The sequence below is a fragment of the Citrobacter sp. RHBSTW-01044 genome, from assembly GCF_013781945.1.
In the GTDB taxonomy this organism is placed as follows: Bacteria; Pseudomonadota; Gammaproteobacteria; order Enterobacterales; family Enterobacteriaceae; genus Citrobacter; species Citrobacter braakii.
The window spans coordinates 3,741,875-3,758,457 of sequence record NZ_CP056180.1 but is presented as its reverse complement, the minus strand read 5'-3'; the positions used below and the strand labels follow the sequence as shown (position 1 = coordinate 3,758,457).

The window sequence follows — 16,583 nt, the reverse complement described above, 5'->3', positions numbered from 1 at the left end:
GTCAGGATGCAGGAATAACCTGCGGTTTGTTCCCGCTCAGTTCTGCAACCAGATCGTTGATACCGTCGCTCATATTGGTAAAGCGGGTTAGCGGAGAGCGGGTCACCACGATAAATGCCCCGACGTTTTGCTGCGGGATCATCGCCATATAGGTAATGAAGCCGCCGCCGCCACCAGTTTTTTGAATAATTCCCGGTCGCCCATTCTTCGGCGCCATATAGACCCAGCCCAAACCCAGCGCATCGGCTCTACCCGGAACATCCATCCCTATCACTTTGGTTAACTGCGTACGCTGATAAATCAGCGTCTGCATACGGTCGGCCTGCTGGCTACGATGGTAAAAATCAGATGAGAGATACTGCTGCATCCAGCGCATCATATCGCCGGGCGTTGAATAAACACCGCCGCTGCCCATCGCCGCCAGGGTATTGTTGCAAGGACTGGCGCCTTTTTCCGCGACCATCAGGCGTCTGCATTGATCGGGGGATGGGGTAAAGGTGGTGTCTTTCATCCCCAGCGGACGGGTGATTTTTTCTTCAAACAGCTGCGGATAAGGCTTTCCGGATGCGGTTCCCAGCGCATCGGCCAGCAGGTCAAACGCCAGGTTGGAATAAGAAGCCTGCGAGCCCGGTGCGGCTTTAAGCGTGGCGGTTGAGAGATAGCTCCAGCGCTGTTCACGGGTTGGCCAGACAAATACCGGGCGCTTCGCCGCGCCGCCAGGCTGTTCGCGCGGCAACGCGCTGGTATGTGTCGCCAGATTCACCAGCGTGATCGGCGTGCCCTGATAAGTCGGCACGCGCGCGCCAGGCGGCGCATATTTGCTCAATGGATCGTTGAGTTTAACCGTACCCTGATCGAGTAATTTCACCAGCATTTCGCTGGTCATTAATTTAGTAATAGAGGCAATTCGAATAACGGAATCCAACTGCGGATGGACGTTATTGCCAGGGCGTGTTTCGCCGAAGCTGCGAAATACTCGCTGGTTACCATCAATCACCACGAGCGCCATCCCCGTAGCACCGCTGCCGTAAAATATATGGTCGGCATAACGATCGACGATATCAGAGGCGAAGACCGGATCGGTTATAGGCTGTGCCGCCTGGACAGATGTCAATGACGCCGCACACAGCGCGGCAGAAAAAAGCAGACTACGTTTCAACGGTGGTGTCCATGAGTTAGAGAAAGTGAAAAAGGATGTCGTGCGTATGCGTATTTATACTACTCATCGGCGTATTGCAAAGCGCTTATCAGCCAATGATAGTGTGAAAAACGTAACGATGAGTAAACGCGAGCGTTTCCCGGATTACGGATGTTCGCTTTTGTGATCTCACGCTGTGATAATCTGCACTTGCTGGAACGTTGTCGAGTGTGAAAATCACAGAAACAATTCTTCATACCCGGGTGCGAACTAAGTGCCGCGGTTTTGGTCACACTTGTCGGTTTCAGCTTGTGTTTTTGGGCGTAAGCCGTCTGGCCGCCGCACTCCACGGTGGCAAATACACAGCAGTCGTCATAACGATAAGAAGTTAGCAGGAGAGCACTATGTTTAAGTCTTTTTTCCCAAAGCCGGGGCCGTTCTTTATTTCGGCATTTATTTGGGCACTGGTCGCCGTTGTATTCTGGCAAGGAGGTGGGGGAGCCTGGGTTGCACATATTACCGGCGCGTCGGGAGACGTACCGATTAGCGCGGCCCGATTCTGGTCACTGGATTACCTGATTTTTTATGCGTATTACATTCTTTGTGTTGGTGTGTTCGCGCTGTTCTGGTTTATCTACAGCCCGCACCGCTGGCAGTACTGGTCCATACTGGGCACGTCGCTGATTATTTTCGTGACCTGGTTTCTGGTTGAAGTTGGCGTCGCCGTCAACGCCTGGTATGCGCCATTCTATGATCTGATTCAATCCGCGTTGAGTGCGCCGCATAAGGTGAAGATTGAGCAGTTCTATCATGAAGTAGGCATCTTTCTTGGCATTGCGCTGATTGCCGTGGTCATTGGGGTGATGAACAACTTCTTCGTCAGCCACTATGTATTCCGCTGGCGTACCGCAATGAACGAACACTATATGGCGCACTGGCAGCATCTGCGTCATATCGAAGGCGCGGCGCAGCGTGTGCAGGAAGATACCATGCGTTTTGCCTCCACGCTTGAAGATATGGGGGTCAGCTTTATCAATGCGATTATGACGCTGATTGCCTTCTTACCTGTCCTGGTCACTCTCTCGGCCCATGTGCCGGACCTGCCCATTGTTGGACATGTTCCTTATGGCCTGGTGATTGCCGCGATTGTCTGGTCGTTGATGGGAACCGGCTTGCTGGCGGTAGTCGGCATCAAACTTCCGGGGCTGGAGTTTAAAAACCAGCGCGTGGAAGCGGCTTACCGTAAAGAACTGGTTTACGGCGAAGATGACGCTAATCGTGCGACCCCGCCGACGGTGCGTGAACTGTTCCATGCGGTGCGCCAGAACTACTTCCGCCTCTATTTTCACTATATGTACTTCAATATCGCCCGTATTCTATACCTGCAGGTTGATAACGTTTTCGGCTTGTTCCTGCTGTTTCCGTCGATTGTTGCCGGTACGATTACGCTCGGCCTGATGACGCAAATCACCAACGTGTTTGGCCAGGTGCGCGGCTCGTTCCAGTATTTGATTAACTCCTGGACAACGTTAGTCGAACTGATGTCTATTTATAAGCGTCTGCGCAGCTTTGAACGTGAGCTTGATGGCCAGGATATTCAGGAAGTTACCCATACGCTTAGTTAATAAAAAAGGAGATGTTATGTCGACGGTTTCCCGTCTTTACCCCTTGTCCGGTCTGGCCGCTCTGGTGCTGGTGGGATGTAGTAGCCAACCCGCGCAGCCGCTAAAAAAAGGGGAGAAAGCCGTCGATGTGGCGAGCGTGGTGCGCCAGAAAATGCCCACCAGCGTGAAAGACCGGGACGCATGGGCGCAGGATTTAGCGAAGACGTTTGAAAGCCAGAAGCTGGCGCCGACGGTTGAAAATATCTGTTCGGTGCTAGCGGTTGCGCAACAGGAGTCAAACTATCAGGCGGATCCGGCCGTTCCAAACTTAAGTAAAATCGCCTGGAAAGAGATCGACCGGCGCGCCGAGCGTATGCATATCCCGCAGTTTATGGTGCATACCGCACTGAAGATTAACTCGCCAACGGGGAAAAGCTACAGCGAGCGTCTGGATACGGTGAAAACGGAAAAACAGCTTAGCGCCATTTTTGATGATTTTATCAATATGGTACCGATGGGGCAGACGCTGTTTGGTTCGCTTAATCCGGTACATACCGGTGGGCCAATGCAGGTCAGTATCGCGTTTGCCGAGCAGCACGCCGACGGGTATCCGTGGAAAATGGCGGGAACAGTTCGTCAGGAAGTGTTCAGCCGCCGCGGTGGGCTGTGGTTCGGTACGTATCATCTGCTTAACTACCCGGCGAATTACAGCGCGCCAATCTTCCGTTTCGCCGATTTCAATGCGGGATGGTATGCCAGCCGCAATGCAGCTTTCCAGAATGCGGTCAGTAAAGCCAGCGGAGTGAAGCTGGCGATGGATGGTGACTTGATTCTCTACGGCAGCAGCGAGCCGGGCAAAACCGAGCTGGCGGTACGTAAACTGGCCGGGAAGCTGGGGATGAGCGAGAGTGAGATCCACCGTCAACTGCAAAAAGGTGACAGTCTGGCCTTTGAGGATACCGCGCTGTACGAGAAGGTCTATAAGCTGGCGGAAGCGAAGAGCGGGAAAGCGCTACCCCGTGAAATGCTGCCAGGCATTCAGCTGGAAAGCCCGAAGATTACACGTAATCTGACTACCGCATGGTTTGCGAAACGCGTGGACGAGCGTCGGGCGAAATGTATGGGTCAGCCATCATTATGATGACGGCGGCGCCAGCGCACGAATGCCGCGATGGCGCCAAGAATCAGACTTCCGGCAAGGAAAGGGACCAGCCCAAAAAGGGTACCGACGCCTAAGCCAATTTCAACTCGTGGGCGTCCTGTCTCTTGCATTTGCAACTGCATCAGTTGTTCATAGATGCCGGGAGCGTGGGCCAACAGATTTAAAACCTGCGCGCCTGCCCAAAAGCAAAACAGCACAAATACGGCATACGCAATGTTGCCGGGCAGGGAGGAGGTATCCCGATGTTTGCCCTTAAACAGGGATTTTGAGAGCGTAAAATCAGCCATAAAGACCTCCGGAAATAACCTGCTTTTTTTGACGTGATGCCTGGAACTGACAGTGAGTCTGACAGGTGATCGGCAATGTCAATATCAGAATGATGGTAATTTCAGGTAGAGATTATTCCTGGATCTCGGTTTTTTGCTGGTTGTCACAATTACGTAACCTTAAGTGAAATCAAGTTACATTTCAGAAATTCCGCACAGGCCACAGACGTCTATGAGGAAATGTGCGAGGATGCGCTTTCACGTTGTATTTCCACCGGAGCCGTTATGAACCTGCCTGTTAAAATCCGCCGAGACTGGCACTACTATGCCTTCGCTATTGGGCTTATCTTTATTCTGAACGGTGTGGTCGGCTTACTGGGTTTTGAAGCGCAGGGATGGCAGACCTATGCGGTGGGGTTGGTGACGTGGGTGATTAGCTTTTGGCTGGCCGGATTAATTATCCGTCGCCGCGTGGAAGATGAAGAAGAAGCAAAGGATGCCCAATAGCTATCGATCAGGCATCCAGGCGGGTTTACATACTGGTTTTCAACGCGCTATCCGCCGCATGACGTTCCAGCGCCAGTTCGATCAGGCGAGTGATCAAATCGGTATAGCCTAAGCCGCTCGCCTGCCACAGTTTTGGATACATGCTGATGTTGGTAAAGCCCGGCAGCGTGTTGATCTCATTGATCACAACATCGTTCTCTGCGGTTAAGAAAACGTCCACGCGCGCCATACCGGCGCAGCCCAGCGTCTGATAAGCCTGAATAGCAATGTCGCGGATCTTATCGTTAACTTCCGGTGCGATCGCTGCCGGAACAACCACTTTGGCACCGTTATCGTCAATGTATTTGGTGTCGTAAGCGTAAAAATCACTGTTCAGCACGATCTCGCCACAGGTACTGGCCTGCGGTTGATCGTTGCCCAGCACCGCGCATTCGATCTCGCGGCCCTTGATCCCTTGTTCCACCACGACTTTATGGTCGAATTCAAATGCCAGCGCGACGGCCTGATTGTATTGCGCTTCGCTGGTCACTTTACTGACGCCAACGGACGAGCCCTGGTTTGCTGGTTTCACAAACAGTGGCAGGCCAAGGCGGGATTCCACCTCGGCAAAGCTGATGCGGTTGCGATTGGCACGGGTGAGCGTAATAAATGGCGCGATGTTTAATCCGGCATCGCGCAGTAGACGTTTGGTCACGTCTTTATCCATACATGCCGCAGAACCCAGGACATCAGAACCGACGAACGGCAGATTCGCCACGCGCAGCATACCCTGCAGAGAGCCATCTTCACCCAACGTGCCGTGTACGATCGGGAAAATAACATCGACCGTTGGCAGTGGCTGACCGTTTTGCGCATCGATCAACTGGTGCTCTTGTTTACCCGGGACCTGAGCCAGGCTGGTCGCGGAAGGACGCAGCGCAATATGCGCTGGATCATCTGAATTGAGCAGATAGTTACTGGCATCGCTAATGTGCCATTGCCCTTGCTTATCAATACCTAACAGCACAACGTCAAAGCGAGTCTTGTCGATGGCATCGACAATATTTTTTGCCGATTGCAATGACACTTCATGTTCCGCTGATTTACCACCAAATACGATTCCTACCCGCAACTTTGCCATCTTAAAAAACCCATTCCATGAATGCAAAGCACATACCTTACCACGACAAAACGCAGGTTTCCTCGGCTTCTGGCAGATTGTTTTGGTGGGCAACAGAGGAACAGATAAGCGCAAACGCGCAGAACGGACGCGGAGCATAAACCCCTGCTGATATTGTGGGGTTGACGTGAGGTATATCACAAATATGATGAGCGGGAAGATAAAATCCTAAACTGTGATATATCGCACCTGTGAACCCTTATTTGGCTAAGTAATTTGTTAAACTACTCACAGTTTTCAGCTACTTATCGTTATGAGTCCCTATGGAATCCTGGAGAGTCAACCTCATTTCCGTATGGTTCGGTTGCTTTTTCACCGGCCTGGCGATCAGCCAAATCCTGCCTTTTTTACCGCTCTATATCTCCCAACTGGGGGTAAGCTCCCATGAAGCACTCTCAATGTGGTCCGGCTTAACGTTTAGCGTCACCTTCCTGATTTCAGCCATCGTCTCTCCGATGTGGGGGAGTTTAGCCGACCGTAAAGGACGCAAGCTGATGCTGCTGCGGGCCTCTTTGGGCATGGCGATTGCGATTTTACTGCAGGCCTTTGCCACTAACGTCTGGCAGCTTTTTCTGCTGCGTGGGATCATGGGGTTAACGTCTGGCTATATTCCCAATGCGATGGCGCTGGTAGCCTCACAGGTTCCGCGCGAACGCAGCGGGTGGGCGCTGAGTACGCTCTCGACGGCGCAAATTAGCGGCGTTATTGGCGGACCGCTGATGGGGGGCTTTATTGCCGACCACGTTGGCTTACGGGCGGTATTCTGTATTACCGCGGCTTTGCTGGTAGTGAGTTTTCTGGTCACGCTGTTCTTTATCAAAGAAGGTGTGCGCCCGACAATCAAAAAAAGCGAACGCCTGAGCGGGAAGGCCGTCTTTGCCTCGCTGCCTTATCCGGCGCTGGTGATCAGCCTGTTTTTTACTACGATGGTGATCCAGTTATGTAACGGCTCAATTGGGCCAATTCTGGCGCTGTTTATTAAATCAATGGTCCCAGACAGTTCTAATATTGCCTTTCTCAGCGGGCTGATTGCTTCGGTTCCGGGCATCTCGGCGCTGATTTCTGCGCCCCGGCTAGGTAAATTAGGCGATCGTATTGGGACCGAGCGGATTTTAATGGCAACGTTAATCTTCGCCGTCGTGTTGTTTTTCGCCATGTCATGGGTCACTACGCCGTTGCAGTTGGGGGTCTTACGTTTTCTGCTCGGCTTTGCCGACGGCGCGATGTTGCCCGCGGTGCAGACGCTGCTGGTGAAATACTCCAGCGACCAGATAACCGGGCGCATTTTTGGTTATAACCAGTCATTTATGTACCTCGGCAACGTAGCCGGGCCATTAATGGGGGCAACGGTTTCGGCAATGGCGGGCTTTCGCTGGGTGTTTATTGCCACGGCGTGCATTGTGCTTATCAACATCTGGCAACTGGCTATCGCGTTGCGACGTCGGCGCTGCGCACGCTGAGTACCTGATTAACAACGCTGCCCGCAAGCGTTGTTAATCCATCATTATGCATTTATATATCCAGGTGATTATTAATCCCCTTACCCTTTTATATGGAATAATTCTGCGCTAAGACTCCTTCTCCCTTATTTTGTGTTGTGATTGTTTTCGCAAAACGTTTTATTTCTTATGAAAATACAACTTTCATCCTCTAGGCAGTTGTGAGTCTTAATGATAACGTGACCTATATTTGGTTAAGGGAATACGTAAATGAAAAATCTCGTTACTGAGTTGTTACTTAAGCTCGCCCAAAAAGAAGAAGAGTCGCAAGAACTGACGGCGCAGGTTGAAACGCTGGAGCAGGTAATCATCGAAATGCTGCGCAATATGACGTGTAACGATCGGCAAATATTTATTCGCCAAATTGAGGGGGCTTTGGCTGGAGAAGGCCGTATGCCTGCATTTCTGACCAACGTTCATAACGCTGGCGAGAGTGTGCCAAAAGCGTTTTGAGTAATCCGTGGTGCGTCATCCACAAATTATCATAAAAGTGTCACATCAAATACTTATAGTCGCTTTGTTTTAATTTTACCGTATTTATACATGGAGAAAATAAAGTGAAACAAAGCGCACTCGCTATTGCCCTGTTACCTTTGCTGTTTACCCCGGTTATTAATGCAGAAACCTCTGCCATAGCGGTTATGGATAATCGTGCCGCTCAGGGTGATATCACCACGCCGGGCGGCGCCCGCCGATTGTCTGCCGATCAAACGGCGGCTCTGCGCGAATCTCTGAGCGATAAACCTGCCAAAAATATTATTTTATTGATTGGCGATGGGATGGGTGACTCAGAAATAACGGCCGCGCGAAATTATGCCGAAGGCGCAGGCGGCTTTTTTAAAGGAATTGATGCTTTACCGTTGACCGGACAATACACGCACTATGCGTTGGATAAGAAAACGGGTAAACCCGATTATGTGACGGATTCTGCGGCATCCGCGACGGCGTGGACCACCGGTGTGAAAACCTATAATGGTGCGCTGGGCGTTGATATTCATGAAAAAGATCACGCCACAATTCTTGAAATGGCAAAAGCGGCGGGGCTGGCAACGGGCAACGTTTCTACCGCTGAATTGCAGGATGCTACCCCGGCGGCGCTGGTTGCCCATGTGACTTCGCGTAAGTGCTATGGCCCTGGCGTGACACGTGAAAAATGCCCAACCAATGCGCTGGAAAAAGGCGGTAAAGGGTCAATCACCGAACAATTACTGAATGCCAGGGCTGACGTTACGCTGGGCGGCGGGGCCAAAACGTTTGCGGAAACCGCTGCGGCGGGCGAGTGGCAGGGTAAAACGTTGCGTGAACAAGCCCTGGCCCGCGGTTATCAGATGGTGAGTGATACCGCGACGCTGGCGGCGATTACCGAAGCTAATCAGGATAAACCGCTGCTGGGCCTGTTCTCTGACGGCAATATGCCCGTGCGCTGGGAAGGTCCGAAAGCGTCTTATCATGGCAATCTGGATAAGCCGGTTGTGACCTGTACGCCAAATCCAAAGCGTGACGACAGCGTGCCAACGCTGGCGCAGATGACGGATAAAGCGATTGAGCTGTTAAGCAAAAATGAGAAAGGCTTCTTCCTGCAAGTGGAAGGGGCGTCAATCGATAAACAGGACCATGCCGCCAACCCGTGCGGACAGATTGGTGAAACGGTCGATCTGGACGAGGCGGTACAGCGCGCGCTTGCCTTTGCGAAGAAAGATGGCAACACCCTGGTGGTGGTAACCGCTGACCACGCACATGCCAGCCAGATTGTTGCGCCGGATACCAAAGCGCCTGGTCTGACCCAGGCGCTGAACACCAAAGATGGCGCGGTCATGGTCATCAGCTACGGCAACTCTGAAGAGGAATCTCAGGAGCACACCGGCAGCCAATTGCGAATTGCAGCCTATGGCCCGCACGCGGCGAATGTGGTCGGCCTGACCGATCAAACCGACCTGTTTTACACCATGAAAGCGGCGTTAGGACTGAAATAACCCGACGCCCGGCGGCAATACTTTTGCCGCCGGGTGGTATTTTTATCGTTAGCAGCCAAACTTACCTGTGTGTTGTCGTTCAGAAAAGAAGGATGCTATGAAAATTACATTATTAATGACGCTGCTTTTTGGTCTGATTTTTTTAACTACCGTCGGTGCTGCCGAGAAGACTTTAACCCCGCAACAACAGCGTATGACCACCTGCAATCAGCAGGCAACGGCGCAGACCTTAAAAGGGGATGCGCGTAAGACATATATGAGTGATTGCCTGAAAAACAGTAAATCTGCGCCGGAGGAAAAGAGCCTGACGCCGCAGCAGCAAAAAATGCGTGAATGTAACGTGAAGGCGACGGAGCAGTCTCTGAAAGGTGATGATCGTAATAAATTTATGAGCGCTTGCCTGAAAAAATCTGCGTAGCACTTACGGGTGAGCAGGTAAAATCGCTCACCCGAAATATCATACTTCCGCCACCAGACCCCTTCCTATAATTTGGGAAATTTGTTTCAGAATATTCCCAAATACAATGAATGATGAAAACTTTTATCAAAAGAAGGTCGTCCCGAATGAAGCATTTTTATCGCTTCATCAAAATGACCACCAACGTTCCGGTCTGCGATTCGCCCGACGAATCAGGCTGCCGCGAGCGGTGGGATTGGGGGGAATGTTTTTCCCTATCGCGTCGGTATTAGTTGCTCAGCCCATTACCGGGGGCTGGTGGCTATTACTGGTGGGATGGGCGTTTGTCTGGCCGCATTTGGCCTGGCAGTTGGCCAGCAAAGCCGACGATCCTCTGCATAGCGAATTTACCAACTTAAAAGCCGATGCCATTCTTGCCGGTATGTGGATAGGGATTATGGGCGTAAACCTGTTGCCATCCACGGCGCTGCTGATGATTATCTGCATCAACCTGATGGGCGCAGGCGGGATGCGAATATTCATCGCAGGCGCCGTTTTGATGATGGTTTCATGCCTGGTGACGTTACAGTTAACCGATATCTCCGTCGCTTTTAGCAGTACTCAACTTAGCGTGCTATTGACGCTGCCGGTGCTGGTGATTTATCCGCTGCTGTTTGCCTGGGTCAGCTACCAGACGGTCATCAAGCTGGCGGAACATAAACGCCGTTTACAGGTGATGAGTACGCGAGATGGCATGACTGGGGTGTACAACCGCCGCCATTGGGAACTGTTACTGCGTAATGAATTTGATAATTGCCGCCGCTACCAGCGTGACGCCACGTTACTGATTATCGATATCGACCATTTTAAGAGCATTAATGATACCTGGGGTCATGACGTTGGGGACCAGGCGATTGTCGCGCTGACCCGCCAGTTGCAGATGACCTTACGCGGTAGCGACGTGATCGGGCGCTTTGGCGGTGATGAGTTTGCGGTGATTATGTGCGGCACGCCGGCAACCAGCGCGATTGCGGCGATGTCTCGTGTTCACGAACGACTTGGCCAACTGCGTTTATCCTGCGCGCCGCAGGTTGCTCTGCGGATCAGCGTGGGCGTTGCGCCGCTGACCGCAGAAACCGAGCATTATCGAGAATGGTTAAAGTCGGCGGATATGGCGCTCTACAAAGCAAAGAATTCCGGACGTAACCGCACTGAGGCGGCGGCCTGACGTCCGGCGGTGTTAACTCAGGAGCGGCTGAGTTTTTCCGACTGCTCCATGCACTTAATCATCGCTTCAATCACTGATGAACGGAAACCACGTTCTTCCAGGACGCGTACCGCTTCAATGGTGGTTCCGCCAGGCGAGCACACCATATCCTTCAGTTCTCCGGGATGTTTACCCGTATCCAGCACCATCTTTGCCGACCCCATTACTGCCTGCGCCGCGAATTTATAAGCTTGCGCGCGAGGCATGCCACCCTGCACGGCGGCGTCCGCCATTGCTTCAATAAACATAAAGACATAGGCCGGGGCTGAACCACTGACGCCAACGACCGGATGAATCATTGCCTCCGCAATGACTTCCGCTTCGCCAAAGCAGCGGAAGATATTCAGCACGTCGGCCGTGTCTTCTGGCGTGACTAAGGCGTTCGGTGTGACGGAGGTCATTCCGGCATTCACCAGTGACGGCGTGTTTGGCATCGCGCGAATGATTTTACGGTCATGGCCCAGCGCGCGGGCGAGCTGATCGAGGGTGACGCCAGCGGCAATCGAGACGACCAGGGAGTCTTTGTTCAGGCTGGAGGTAATTTCGCTCAACACTTTAATCATGATGCCTGGTTTTACGGCCCCAAAAACAATGTCAGCGATTTGCGCGACCTCTTGCGCAGACTGCGCCGCATTAATACCGTACTGGTCGTGCAATGCAGCGACTTTATCGGGGGAAGGGGTGTAGACCCAGATTTGTCCGGGGAGAACCTGACCGCTGGCGATCATGCCGCCAAGTATCGCTTTGCCCATATTACCGCAGCCGATAAAACCGATTTTCTTGTCCATTTTGTCACTCCCTATGCGTGATATTCATTGTTTTACCTGGGAAAGCTAAGCTTAGCGCGGATTGAATATGTGCAGAAGGATAAACAGCACTTTGCCTGCAAGTAAAAGCACGCGACAATGTGCAACTGCACATCAGTGGGGAGAAATTATGACAATATGGGTGGATGCCGATGCGTGTCCGAATGTGATTAAAGATATTTTGTACCGCGCTTCTGAGCGCATGCAGATGCCGCTTATTTTGGTAGCCAACCAAAGTTTGCGCGTCCCGTCTTCGCGGTTTATCCGCACATTACGTGTTCCCGCCGGGTTTGACGTGGCGGATAACGAGATTGTGCGCCAGTGTAATGCCGGTGATTTAGTGATAACAGCGGATATCCCGCTGGCGGCAGAAGTCATTGAAAAAGGTGCGGCGGCGCTTAATCCGCGCGGTGAACGTTATACCGAAGCCACGATCCGTGAGCGTCTGATGATGCGTGATTTTATGGATACGCTACGCGCCAGCGGTATTCAGACCGGCGGGCCGGACAGCCTTTCACCACGAGACAGGCAGCATTTTGCTGCTGAGCTTGATAAGTGGTGGCTGGAAGTACAGCGCAGAAAATAAAACGTGTAATTTATTATTTACACTTTATTCATGGTGAATTCTTGTTATAGTAGGAGTTAATAGGTATCTCTACCCTGTATGTAATTTTTTCTTTACGTTTTGGCGATGTACTAGTTTGGTGATATGATTATATCTTTAACCGCATCAGATCCCGCTCGCTCGCGGCTCCCTGGGGAATTTCTGTAATGACGCAACCTCTTTATCTTGTCGGCCCCCGGGGGTGTGGTAAGACAACTACCGGTATGGCGCTGGCGAAGGCTATCGATTTCCAGTTTGTCGATACCGATCGCTGGTTGCAATCGCACGTGCAGATGACCGTGGCGGAGATCGTCGAAAGGGAAGGATGGGAAGGGTTTCGTGCCCAGGAGACGAGCGCTCTGCAGGCCGTCACAGCCCCGGCAACGGTTGTTGCGACCGGCGGCGGCATCATTCTTACCGAATTTAATCGTCATTACATGCGCAGCCACGGCGTGGTTATCTATTTAAGCGCACCGGTATCAGTACTGGTTGATCGTCTGGAGGCCACGCCTGAAGAGGGATTGCGCCCAACCTTAACCGGTAAGCCGCTGACTGAAGAGGTGCAGGAAGTGCTCGCTCAGCGCGATGTTCTGTACCGTGAAGCTGCGCACTACATCGTTGATGCCACCCATAAACCTGCGCAGGTGGTGGAAGACATTCTTGAGATACTGGCGCAGGCAGCGCCACGGTTACAGGGCGGTGTCTATACTTAATGTTCATCCAGTGAAAAGGAAGAACTATGCCGACAAAACCACCTTACCCACGTCAAGCGAACATTGTTACGGTTGAAAAGGGGACGCCAGGCCAGACGGTAACCTGGTATCAACTTCGAGCCGATCACCCTAAACCGAATACGTTGATCAGTGAGCATCCTTCTGCGCAGGAAGCCATGGATGCCAAAAAACGCTACGAAGACCCCGATAAAACCTGATATTAAGCACCGTCCTGGCACGAGTCTGAAAAGTGCCACGACGGGCGTTCATCACATTTTCTTAAATTTCGCCGTATACCGTTAAAATTGAAAATTAAGCAATAACAATCCAGTACCGGAATGATTTGGAATCTTTACACAATACACCGCCGATCAGCTGCTACGCTTTTGAGCATTTGTAGCGCAGGTCAGCGCCCGGCACTTGCCCGGGATTTCACAGCAAAGTAAGAAGATGGTGGAGCAACAAATGAGTGCGTCGTTGGCTATCCTCACGATTGGCGTGGTGCCGATGTGTGAGGTGTTACCGCTCCTGACGGAATATATCGATGAACAGCACATTACTCACCACAGTCTGCTTGGACAGATGCGGCGAGAAGATGTGATGGCTGAGTACGGCGTTTCGCCCGGTGACGAGCCTTTATTAACGCTGCTCAGCGACCACCAACTTGCGCATGTCTCACGCCAGAAGGTTGAGCGCTCACTGCAAAGTATCGTGGAGGTGCTGGATAACCAGGGCTTTGACGTGATCCTGCTGATGAGTACCGCCTCAATCGCTCGCCTGACCGCCCGCAATAGCATTCTGCTGGAGCCGTTACGTATTATCCCCCCGCTGGTGGCCTCGATTGTCGATGGGCATCAGGTCGGGGTTATTGTCCCCGTCACCGAATTGCTCAAAGCCCAGACGCAAAAATGGCAGGTGTTACAAACTCCACCAGTGTATGCCGTGGCGAATCCGATCGAAGGTACCGAACAACAATTGATTGATGCCGGGAAAGAACTGCTGGAGCAAGGCGCGGATGTGATCATGCTGGATTGTCTGGGGTTCAATCAACGCCATCGTGATTTACTGCAAAAATCGCTGGATGTCCCGGTTCTTCTGTCTAATGTGTTGATTGCCCGACTGGCTTCGGAGCTGTTGGCGTAATTTTGCGTGACAGGTGGAACGTCAGCCCCCTATATTGGTTCTCAACTTAATCACGAGATAGGGCCAGTTGTATGCTTCAAAGTAATGAATACTTTTCCGGCAAAGTAAAATCGATCGGTTTTACCAGCAGCAGTACTGGCCGCGCCAGTGTTGGCGTGATGGCTGAAGGCGAATATACCTTTAGTACTGCGGCGCCTGAAGAGATGACTGTCGTTAGCGGCGCACTGAACGTGCTGCTGCCGGGGGAAACCGAGTGGAAGGTGTATGCCGCAGGGGACGTGTTCAACGTACCGGGCAACAGCGAGTTTCATCTGCAGGTGGCAGAGCCAACATCCTATCTTTGCCGCTATCTGTAAGCATAGAAATGACGAATGGCGACATTGTGCCGCCATTCGGTAAACACGGCTTAACGTTGCGCTTCGCCGCCTAATCCTTCCACCAGACTTTTAATCAGCGCCGCCAGTTCACCCGTCATCAGGATGAAATCGGCATCAAAACGCTGAGCATAATCTTCGCGGTCAATATCTTCGTTCTGATCGCGCAGCTCGTCGCTAAACTTCAAACGCTTAATCGAGCCGTCGTCACACATCACGAACTGAATGCGCTGCTGCCAGTCGAGGGCCAGTTTGGTGACCAGTTTGCCCGCTTCGATATGCACGGCGATTTCGTCGCAGACCAGATCCTGCTTTTTCGCGCGGATCACGCCGCCGTCTTCAAGGATCGCTTTTAGTTCGGCTTCATCCAATAACTGGAATCCCTGTGCCGTTGTGCCGGAGCGAACCCATTCGGTCAGCGTCAGCTCAATGGGGTTTTCCATCGTCAGCGGAACGACCGGCAGCGAACCGAGACTCTTACGCAGAAGCGCCAGCGTATCTTCGGCTTTCTTCGCACTCGCGCAATCAACCATGATCAGATCGTTGACGGTATCGATCCACATCATCGTCTGGCTGAAACGGCTAAAGGCGCGCGGCAGCAATGAGTGCAGAACTTCATCTTTCAGCGAGTCTTTTTCGGTCTTCTTGAGTTTGCGACCTTGCTCAGCTTCCAGTTTGAATATTTTGGCTTCCAGCGCCTGTTTGATAACCGGCGACGGCAGAATTTTTTCTTCTTTGCGGGCGCAGATAATAATTTGGCCATTGGCGGTATGCGTTAATGCATCGCTGTGCGATCCCATCGGCGGAACCCAGCCCATTTTTGCCATATCCTGGCTACCGCAAGGGGTGAACGTCATTGATGCCAGCTGTTTTTCCATCTCTTCGGCACGCAAAGAAACATCGCGGCTAAGACGGTAAACCATTAAATTTTTGAACCACAGCATGATAATTTCCACGGCCTTGTCGTTAAATCCAGCGGGCATGATAGCGAATTGTCGCTATGCTTGCATTGTTAATCGGGAAGAGGAGCAAACAGTGCGTATAGGTATCGATTTAGGCGGTACGAAAACGGAAGTTATCGCGCTTGGCGATGCAGGCGAACAGCTTTTTCGCCATCGCCTGCCCACGCCGCGTGATGATTATCGGCAAACGATAGAAACCATCGCCGCGCTGGTGGAGATGGCGGAAAAGGCCACCGGGCAGTCGGGAACCGTCGGGATGGGCATTCCCGGTTCAATTTCGCCTTACACCGGAGTGGTGAAGAATGCCAACTCGACCTGGCTTAACGGGCAACCTTTTGACAAAGACCTGAGTACGCGTCTGAATCGCGAAGTGCGGCTGGCAAATGATGCCAACTGCCTGGCGGTTTCTGAAGCCGTTGATGGTGCAGCGGCGGGGGAGCAAACCGTGTTTGCGGTGATTATCGGTACAGGATGTGGCGCAGGAGTGGCGCTGAACGGCCGGGCGCACACGGGCGGGAACGGTACTGCGGGCGAGTGGGGGCATAATCCGCTGCCGTGGATGGACGAAGACGAACTGCGTTATCGGCAGGAAGTGCCCTGCTATTGCGGCAAGCAAGGCTGCATTGAAACCTTCATTTCCGGAACCGGTTTTGCCACCGACTACCAGCGTCTGAGCGGTAAGTCGCTCAAGGGCAGTGAAATTATCAGTCTTGTTAATGCCCGGGATGCCCAGGCCGAACAGGCGTTGAGTCGGTACGAGCTGCGTCTGGCGAAATCACTGGCACATGTGGTGAATATTCTCGATCCGGATGTGATCGTGCTGGGCGGTGGAATGAGCAATGTCGACCGACTGTATCAAAACGTGCCAACGTTGATTAAACAGTTTGTTTTTGGCGGTGAGTGCGAAACGCCTCTACGCAAGGCGCTGCACGGTGACTCCAGCGGTGTGCGCGGCGCGGCCTGGTTGTGGCCGCAGGAGTAATATTCGCGTTGCCGGGTAGCGCAGAGG

General features: G+C 52.4%; 19 protein-coding genes. 14 read left to right on the top strand and 5 right to left on the bottom strand.

Annotation, left to right across the window (positions count from 1 at the left end):
- Position 1: 1 nt before the first annotated feature.
- Positions 2-1,159, bottom strand: coding sequence for a D-alanyl-D-alanine-carboxypeptidase/endopeptidase AmpH (gene ampH / locus HV352_RS18255; RefSeq protein WP_016151995.1), 1,158 nt, complete (start codon positions 1,157-1,159; stop codon positions 2-4).
- A gap of 383 nt (positions 1,160-1,542) precedes the next feature.
- Between ampH and sbmA the strand changes: the two genes are divergently transcribed.
- Together sbmA and HV352_RS18245 are read left to right on the top strand one after the other, a co-directional pair.
- A complete protein-coding gene (gene sbmA / locus HV352_RS18250; protein WP_016155831.1) occupies positions 1,543-2,763 on the top strand; it encodes a peptide antibiotic transporter SbmA in 1,221 nt (406 codons plus the stop codon).
- Positions 2,764-2,779: 16 nt separating this feature from the next.
- The gene (locus HV352_RS18245; RefSeq protein WP_181634953.1) at positions 2,780-3,883 is read left to right on the top strand and encodes a DUF1615 domain-containing protein; all 1,104 of its coding nucleotides are present in this window, start codon (positions 2,780-2,782) and stop codon (positions 3,881-3,883) included.
- Here HV352_RS18245 and HV352_RS18240 read toward each other — a convergent pair.
- Complete coding sequence (locus tag HV352_RS18240) at positions 3,868-4,191, bottom strand: DUF2755 family protein (protein WP_047357674.1); 324 nt, start codon at positions 4,189-4,191, stop codon at positions 3,868-3,870. The genes HV352_RS18245 and HV352_RS18240 overlap by 16 nt on opposite strands.
- 264 nt (positions 4,192-4,455) lie before the next feature.
- Between HV352_RS18240 and HV352_RS18235 the strand changes: the two genes are divergently transcribed.
- On the top strand, positions 4,456-4,677 hold the full coding sequence (locus HV352_RS18235) for a DUF2754 domain-containing protein (RefSeq protein WP_019076140.1): 222 nt from the start codon (positions 4,456-4,458) through the stop codon (positions 4,675-4,677).
- Between the two features lie 25 nt (positions 4,678-4,702).
- Here the strand turns inward: HV352_RS18235 and ddlA are convergent, their stop codons facing one another.
- A complete protein-coding gene (gene ddlA / locus HV352_RS18230; RefSeq protein ID WP_101700605.1) occupies positions 4,703-5,797 on the bottom strand; it encodes a D-alanine--D-alanine ligase in 1,095 nt (364 codons plus the stop codon).
- Positions 5,798-6,099: 302 nt separating this feature from the next.
- Here ddlA and HV352_RS18225 point away from each other — a divergent pair, with 302 nt between their 5' ends.
- The 5 genes from HV352_RS18225 to adrA all read left to right on the top strand — a co-directional run bounded on the left by HV352_RS18225 (position 6,100) and on the right by adrA (position 10,933).
- Positions 6,100-7,296 (top strand): multidrug efflux MFS transporter, encoded by a 1,197-nt coding sequence (locus HV352_RS18225; RefSeq protein WP_065554242.1) that lies wholly within the window; start codon positions 6,100-6,102, stop codon positions 7,294-7,296.
- Positions 7,297-7,545: 249 nt separating this feature from the next.
- Positions 7,546-7,788: a sigma-S stabilization anti-adapter protein IraP gene (locus HV352_RS18220; RefSeq protein ID WP_016152002.1), complete on the top strand. Its 243-nt coding sequence runs from the start codon at positions 7,546-7,548 to the stop codon at positions 7,786-7,788.
- Positions 7,789-7,892: 104 nt separating this feature from the next.
- On the top strand, positions 7,893-9,308 hold the full coding sequence (gene phoA, locus HV352_RS18215) for an alkaline phosphatase (RefSeq protein WP_019076143.1): 1,416 nt from the start codon (positions 7,893-7,895) through the stop codon (positions 9,306-9,308).
- A gap of 97 nt (positions 9,309-9,405) precedes the next feature.
- On the top strand, positions 9,406-9,726 hold the full coding sequence (gene psiF / locus HV352_RS18210) for a phosphate starvation-inducible protein PsiF (protein ID WP_003830956.1): 321 nt from the start codon (positions 9,406-9,408) through the stop codon (positions 9,724-9,726).
- 91 nt (positions 9,727-9,817) lie between these two features.
- Positions 9,818-10,933 carry a diguanylate cyclase AdrA gene (adrA, locus tag HV352_RS18205; protein WP_088583121.1) on the top strand — a complete coding sequence of 372 codons (1,116 nt, stop codon included), beginning with the start codon at positions 9,818-9,820 and terminating at the stop codon, positions 10,931-10,933.
- A gap of 17 nt (positions 10,934-10,950) precedes the next feature.
- Here adrA and proC read toward each other — a convergent pair whose 3' ends face one another.
- Positions 10,951-11,760, bottom strand: coding sequence for a pyrroline-5-carboxylate reductase (gene proC / locus HV352_RS18200; protein WP_016152005.1), 810 nt, complete (start codon positions 11,758-11,760; stop codon positions 10,951-10,953).
- Positions 11,761-11,908: 148 nt separating this feature from the next.
- On the opposite strand from proC, the gene HV352_RS18195 reads away from it, so the two are divergent.
- From HV352_RS18195 to ppnP, 5 genes are all read left to right on the top strand, one after another.
- Positions 11,909-12,364, top strand: a complete 456-nt coding sequence (locus HV352_RS18195; RefSeq protein ID WP_155574017.1) for a YaiI/YqxD family protein — start codon at positions 11,909-11,911, stop codon at positions 12,362-12,364.
- A gap of 185 nt (positions 12,365-12,549) precedes the next feature.
- A complete protein-coding gene (aroL, locus tag HV352_RS18190) occupies positions 12,550-13,095 on the top strand; it encodes a shikimate kinase AroL (protein ID WP_016155838.1) in 546 nt (181 codons plus the stop codon).
- Positions 13,096-13,121: 26 nt separating this feature from the next.
- Positions 13,122-13,313: a protein YaiA gene (yaiA, locus tag HV352_RS18185; RefSeq protein ID WP_016155839.1), complete on the top strand. Its 192-nt coding sequence runs from the start codon at positions 13,122-13,124 to the stop codon at positions 13,311-13,313.
- A 247-nt stretch (positions 13,314-13,560) separates the two neighbouring features.
- Positions 13,561-14,238, top strand: coding sequence for an AroM family protein (locus tag HV352_RS18180; protein WP_016155840.1), 678 nt, complete (start codon positions 13,561-13,563; stop codon positions 14,236-14,238).
- A gap of 71 nt (positions 14,239-14,309) precedes the next feature.
- Positions 14,310-14,594, top strand: a complete 285-nt coding sequence (gene ppnP, locus HV352_RS18175) for a pyrimidine/purine nucleoside phosphorylase (protein ID WP_016152010.1) — start codon at positions 14,310-14,312, stop codon at positions 14,592-14,594.
- 50 nt (positions 14,595-14,644) lie between these two features.
- Here the strand turns inward: ppnP and rdgC are convergent, their stop codons facing one another.
- Entirely contained in the window at positions 14,645-15,556 is a 912-nt protein-coding gene (gene rdgC, locus HV352_RS18170; RefSeq protein ID WP_003021479.1) for a recombination-associated protein RdgC, read from the bottom strand.
- A gap of 91 nt (positions 15,557-15,647) precedes the next feature.
- Here rdgC and mak point away from each other — a divergent pair, with 91 nt between their 5' ends.
- Entirely contained in the window at positions 15,648-16,556 is a 909-nt protein-coding gene (gene mak, locus HV352_RS18165) for a fructokinase (RefSeq protein ID WP_181546166.1), read from the top strand.
- The last annotated feature ends 27 nt before the right edge of the window (positions 16,557-16,583 follow it).

What these genes read in the sequence shown, in the direction of transcription:
- HV352_RS18245 (WP_181634953.1), top strand. Translation starts at nt 2,780, where the DNA reads ATGTCGACGGTTTCCCGTCTTTACCCCTTGTCCGGTCTGGCCGCTCTG.
- HV352_RS18220 (WP_016152002.1), top strand. Translation starts at nt 7,546, where the DNA reads ATGAAAAATCTCGTTACTGAGTTGTTACTTAAGCTCGCCCAAAAAGAA.
- psiF (WP_003830956.1), top strand. Translation starts at nt 9,406, where the DNA reads ATGAAAATTACATTATTAATGACGCTGCTTTTTGGTCTGATTTTTTTA.
- HV352_RS18180 (WP_016155840.1), top strand. Translation starts at nt 13,561, where the DNA reads ATGAGTGCGTCGTTGGCTATCCTCACGATTGGCGTGGTGCCGATGTGT.
- proC (WP_016152005.1), bottom strand. Translation starts at nt 11,760, where the DNA reads ATGGACAAGAAAATCGGTTTTATCGGCTGCGGTAATATGGGCAAAGCG.
- HV352_RS18240 (WP_047357674.1), bottom strand. Translation starts at nt 4,191, where the DNA reads ATGGCTGATTTTACGCTCTCAAAATCCCTGTTTAAGGGCAAACATCGG.
- HV352_RS18225 (WP_065554242.1), top strand. Translation starts at nt 6,100, where the DNA reads ATGGAATCCTGGAGAGTCAACCTCATTTCCGTATGGTTCGGTTGCTTT.
- rdgC (WP_003021479.1), bottom strand. Translation starts at nt 15,556, where the DNA reads ATGCTGTGGTTCAAAAATTTAATGGTTTACCGTCTTAGCCGCGATGTT.
- ppnP (WP_016152010.1), top strand. Translation starts at nt 14,310, where the DNA reads ATGCTTCAAAGTAATGAATACTTTTCCGGCAAAGTAAAATCGATCGGT.
- sbmA (WP_016155831.1), top strand. Translation starts at nt 1,543, where the DNA reads ATGTTTAAGTCTTTTTTCCCAAAGCCGGGGCCGTTCTTTATTTCGGCA.
- aroL (WP_016155838.1), top strand. Translation starts at nt 12,550, where the DNA reads ATGACGCAACCTCTTTATCTTGTCGGCCCCCGGGGGTGTGGTAAGACA.
- ddlA (WP_101700605.1), bottom strand. Translation starts at nt 5,797, where the DNA reads ATGGCAAAGTTGCGGGTAGGAATCGTATTTGGTGGTAAATCAGCGGAA.
- HV352_RS18235 (WP_019076140.1), top strand. Translation starts at nt 4,456, where the DNA reads ATGAACCTGCCTGTTAAAATCCGCCGAGACTGGCACTACTATGCCTTC.
- yaiA (WP_016155839.1), top strand. Translation starts at nt 13,122, where the DNA reads ATGCCGACAAAACCACCTTACCCACGTCAAGCGAACATTGTTACGGTT.
- HV352_RS18195 (WP_155574017.1), top strand. Translation starts at nt 11,909, where the DNA reads ATGACAATATGGGTGGATGCCGATGCGTGTCCGAATGTGATTAAAGAT.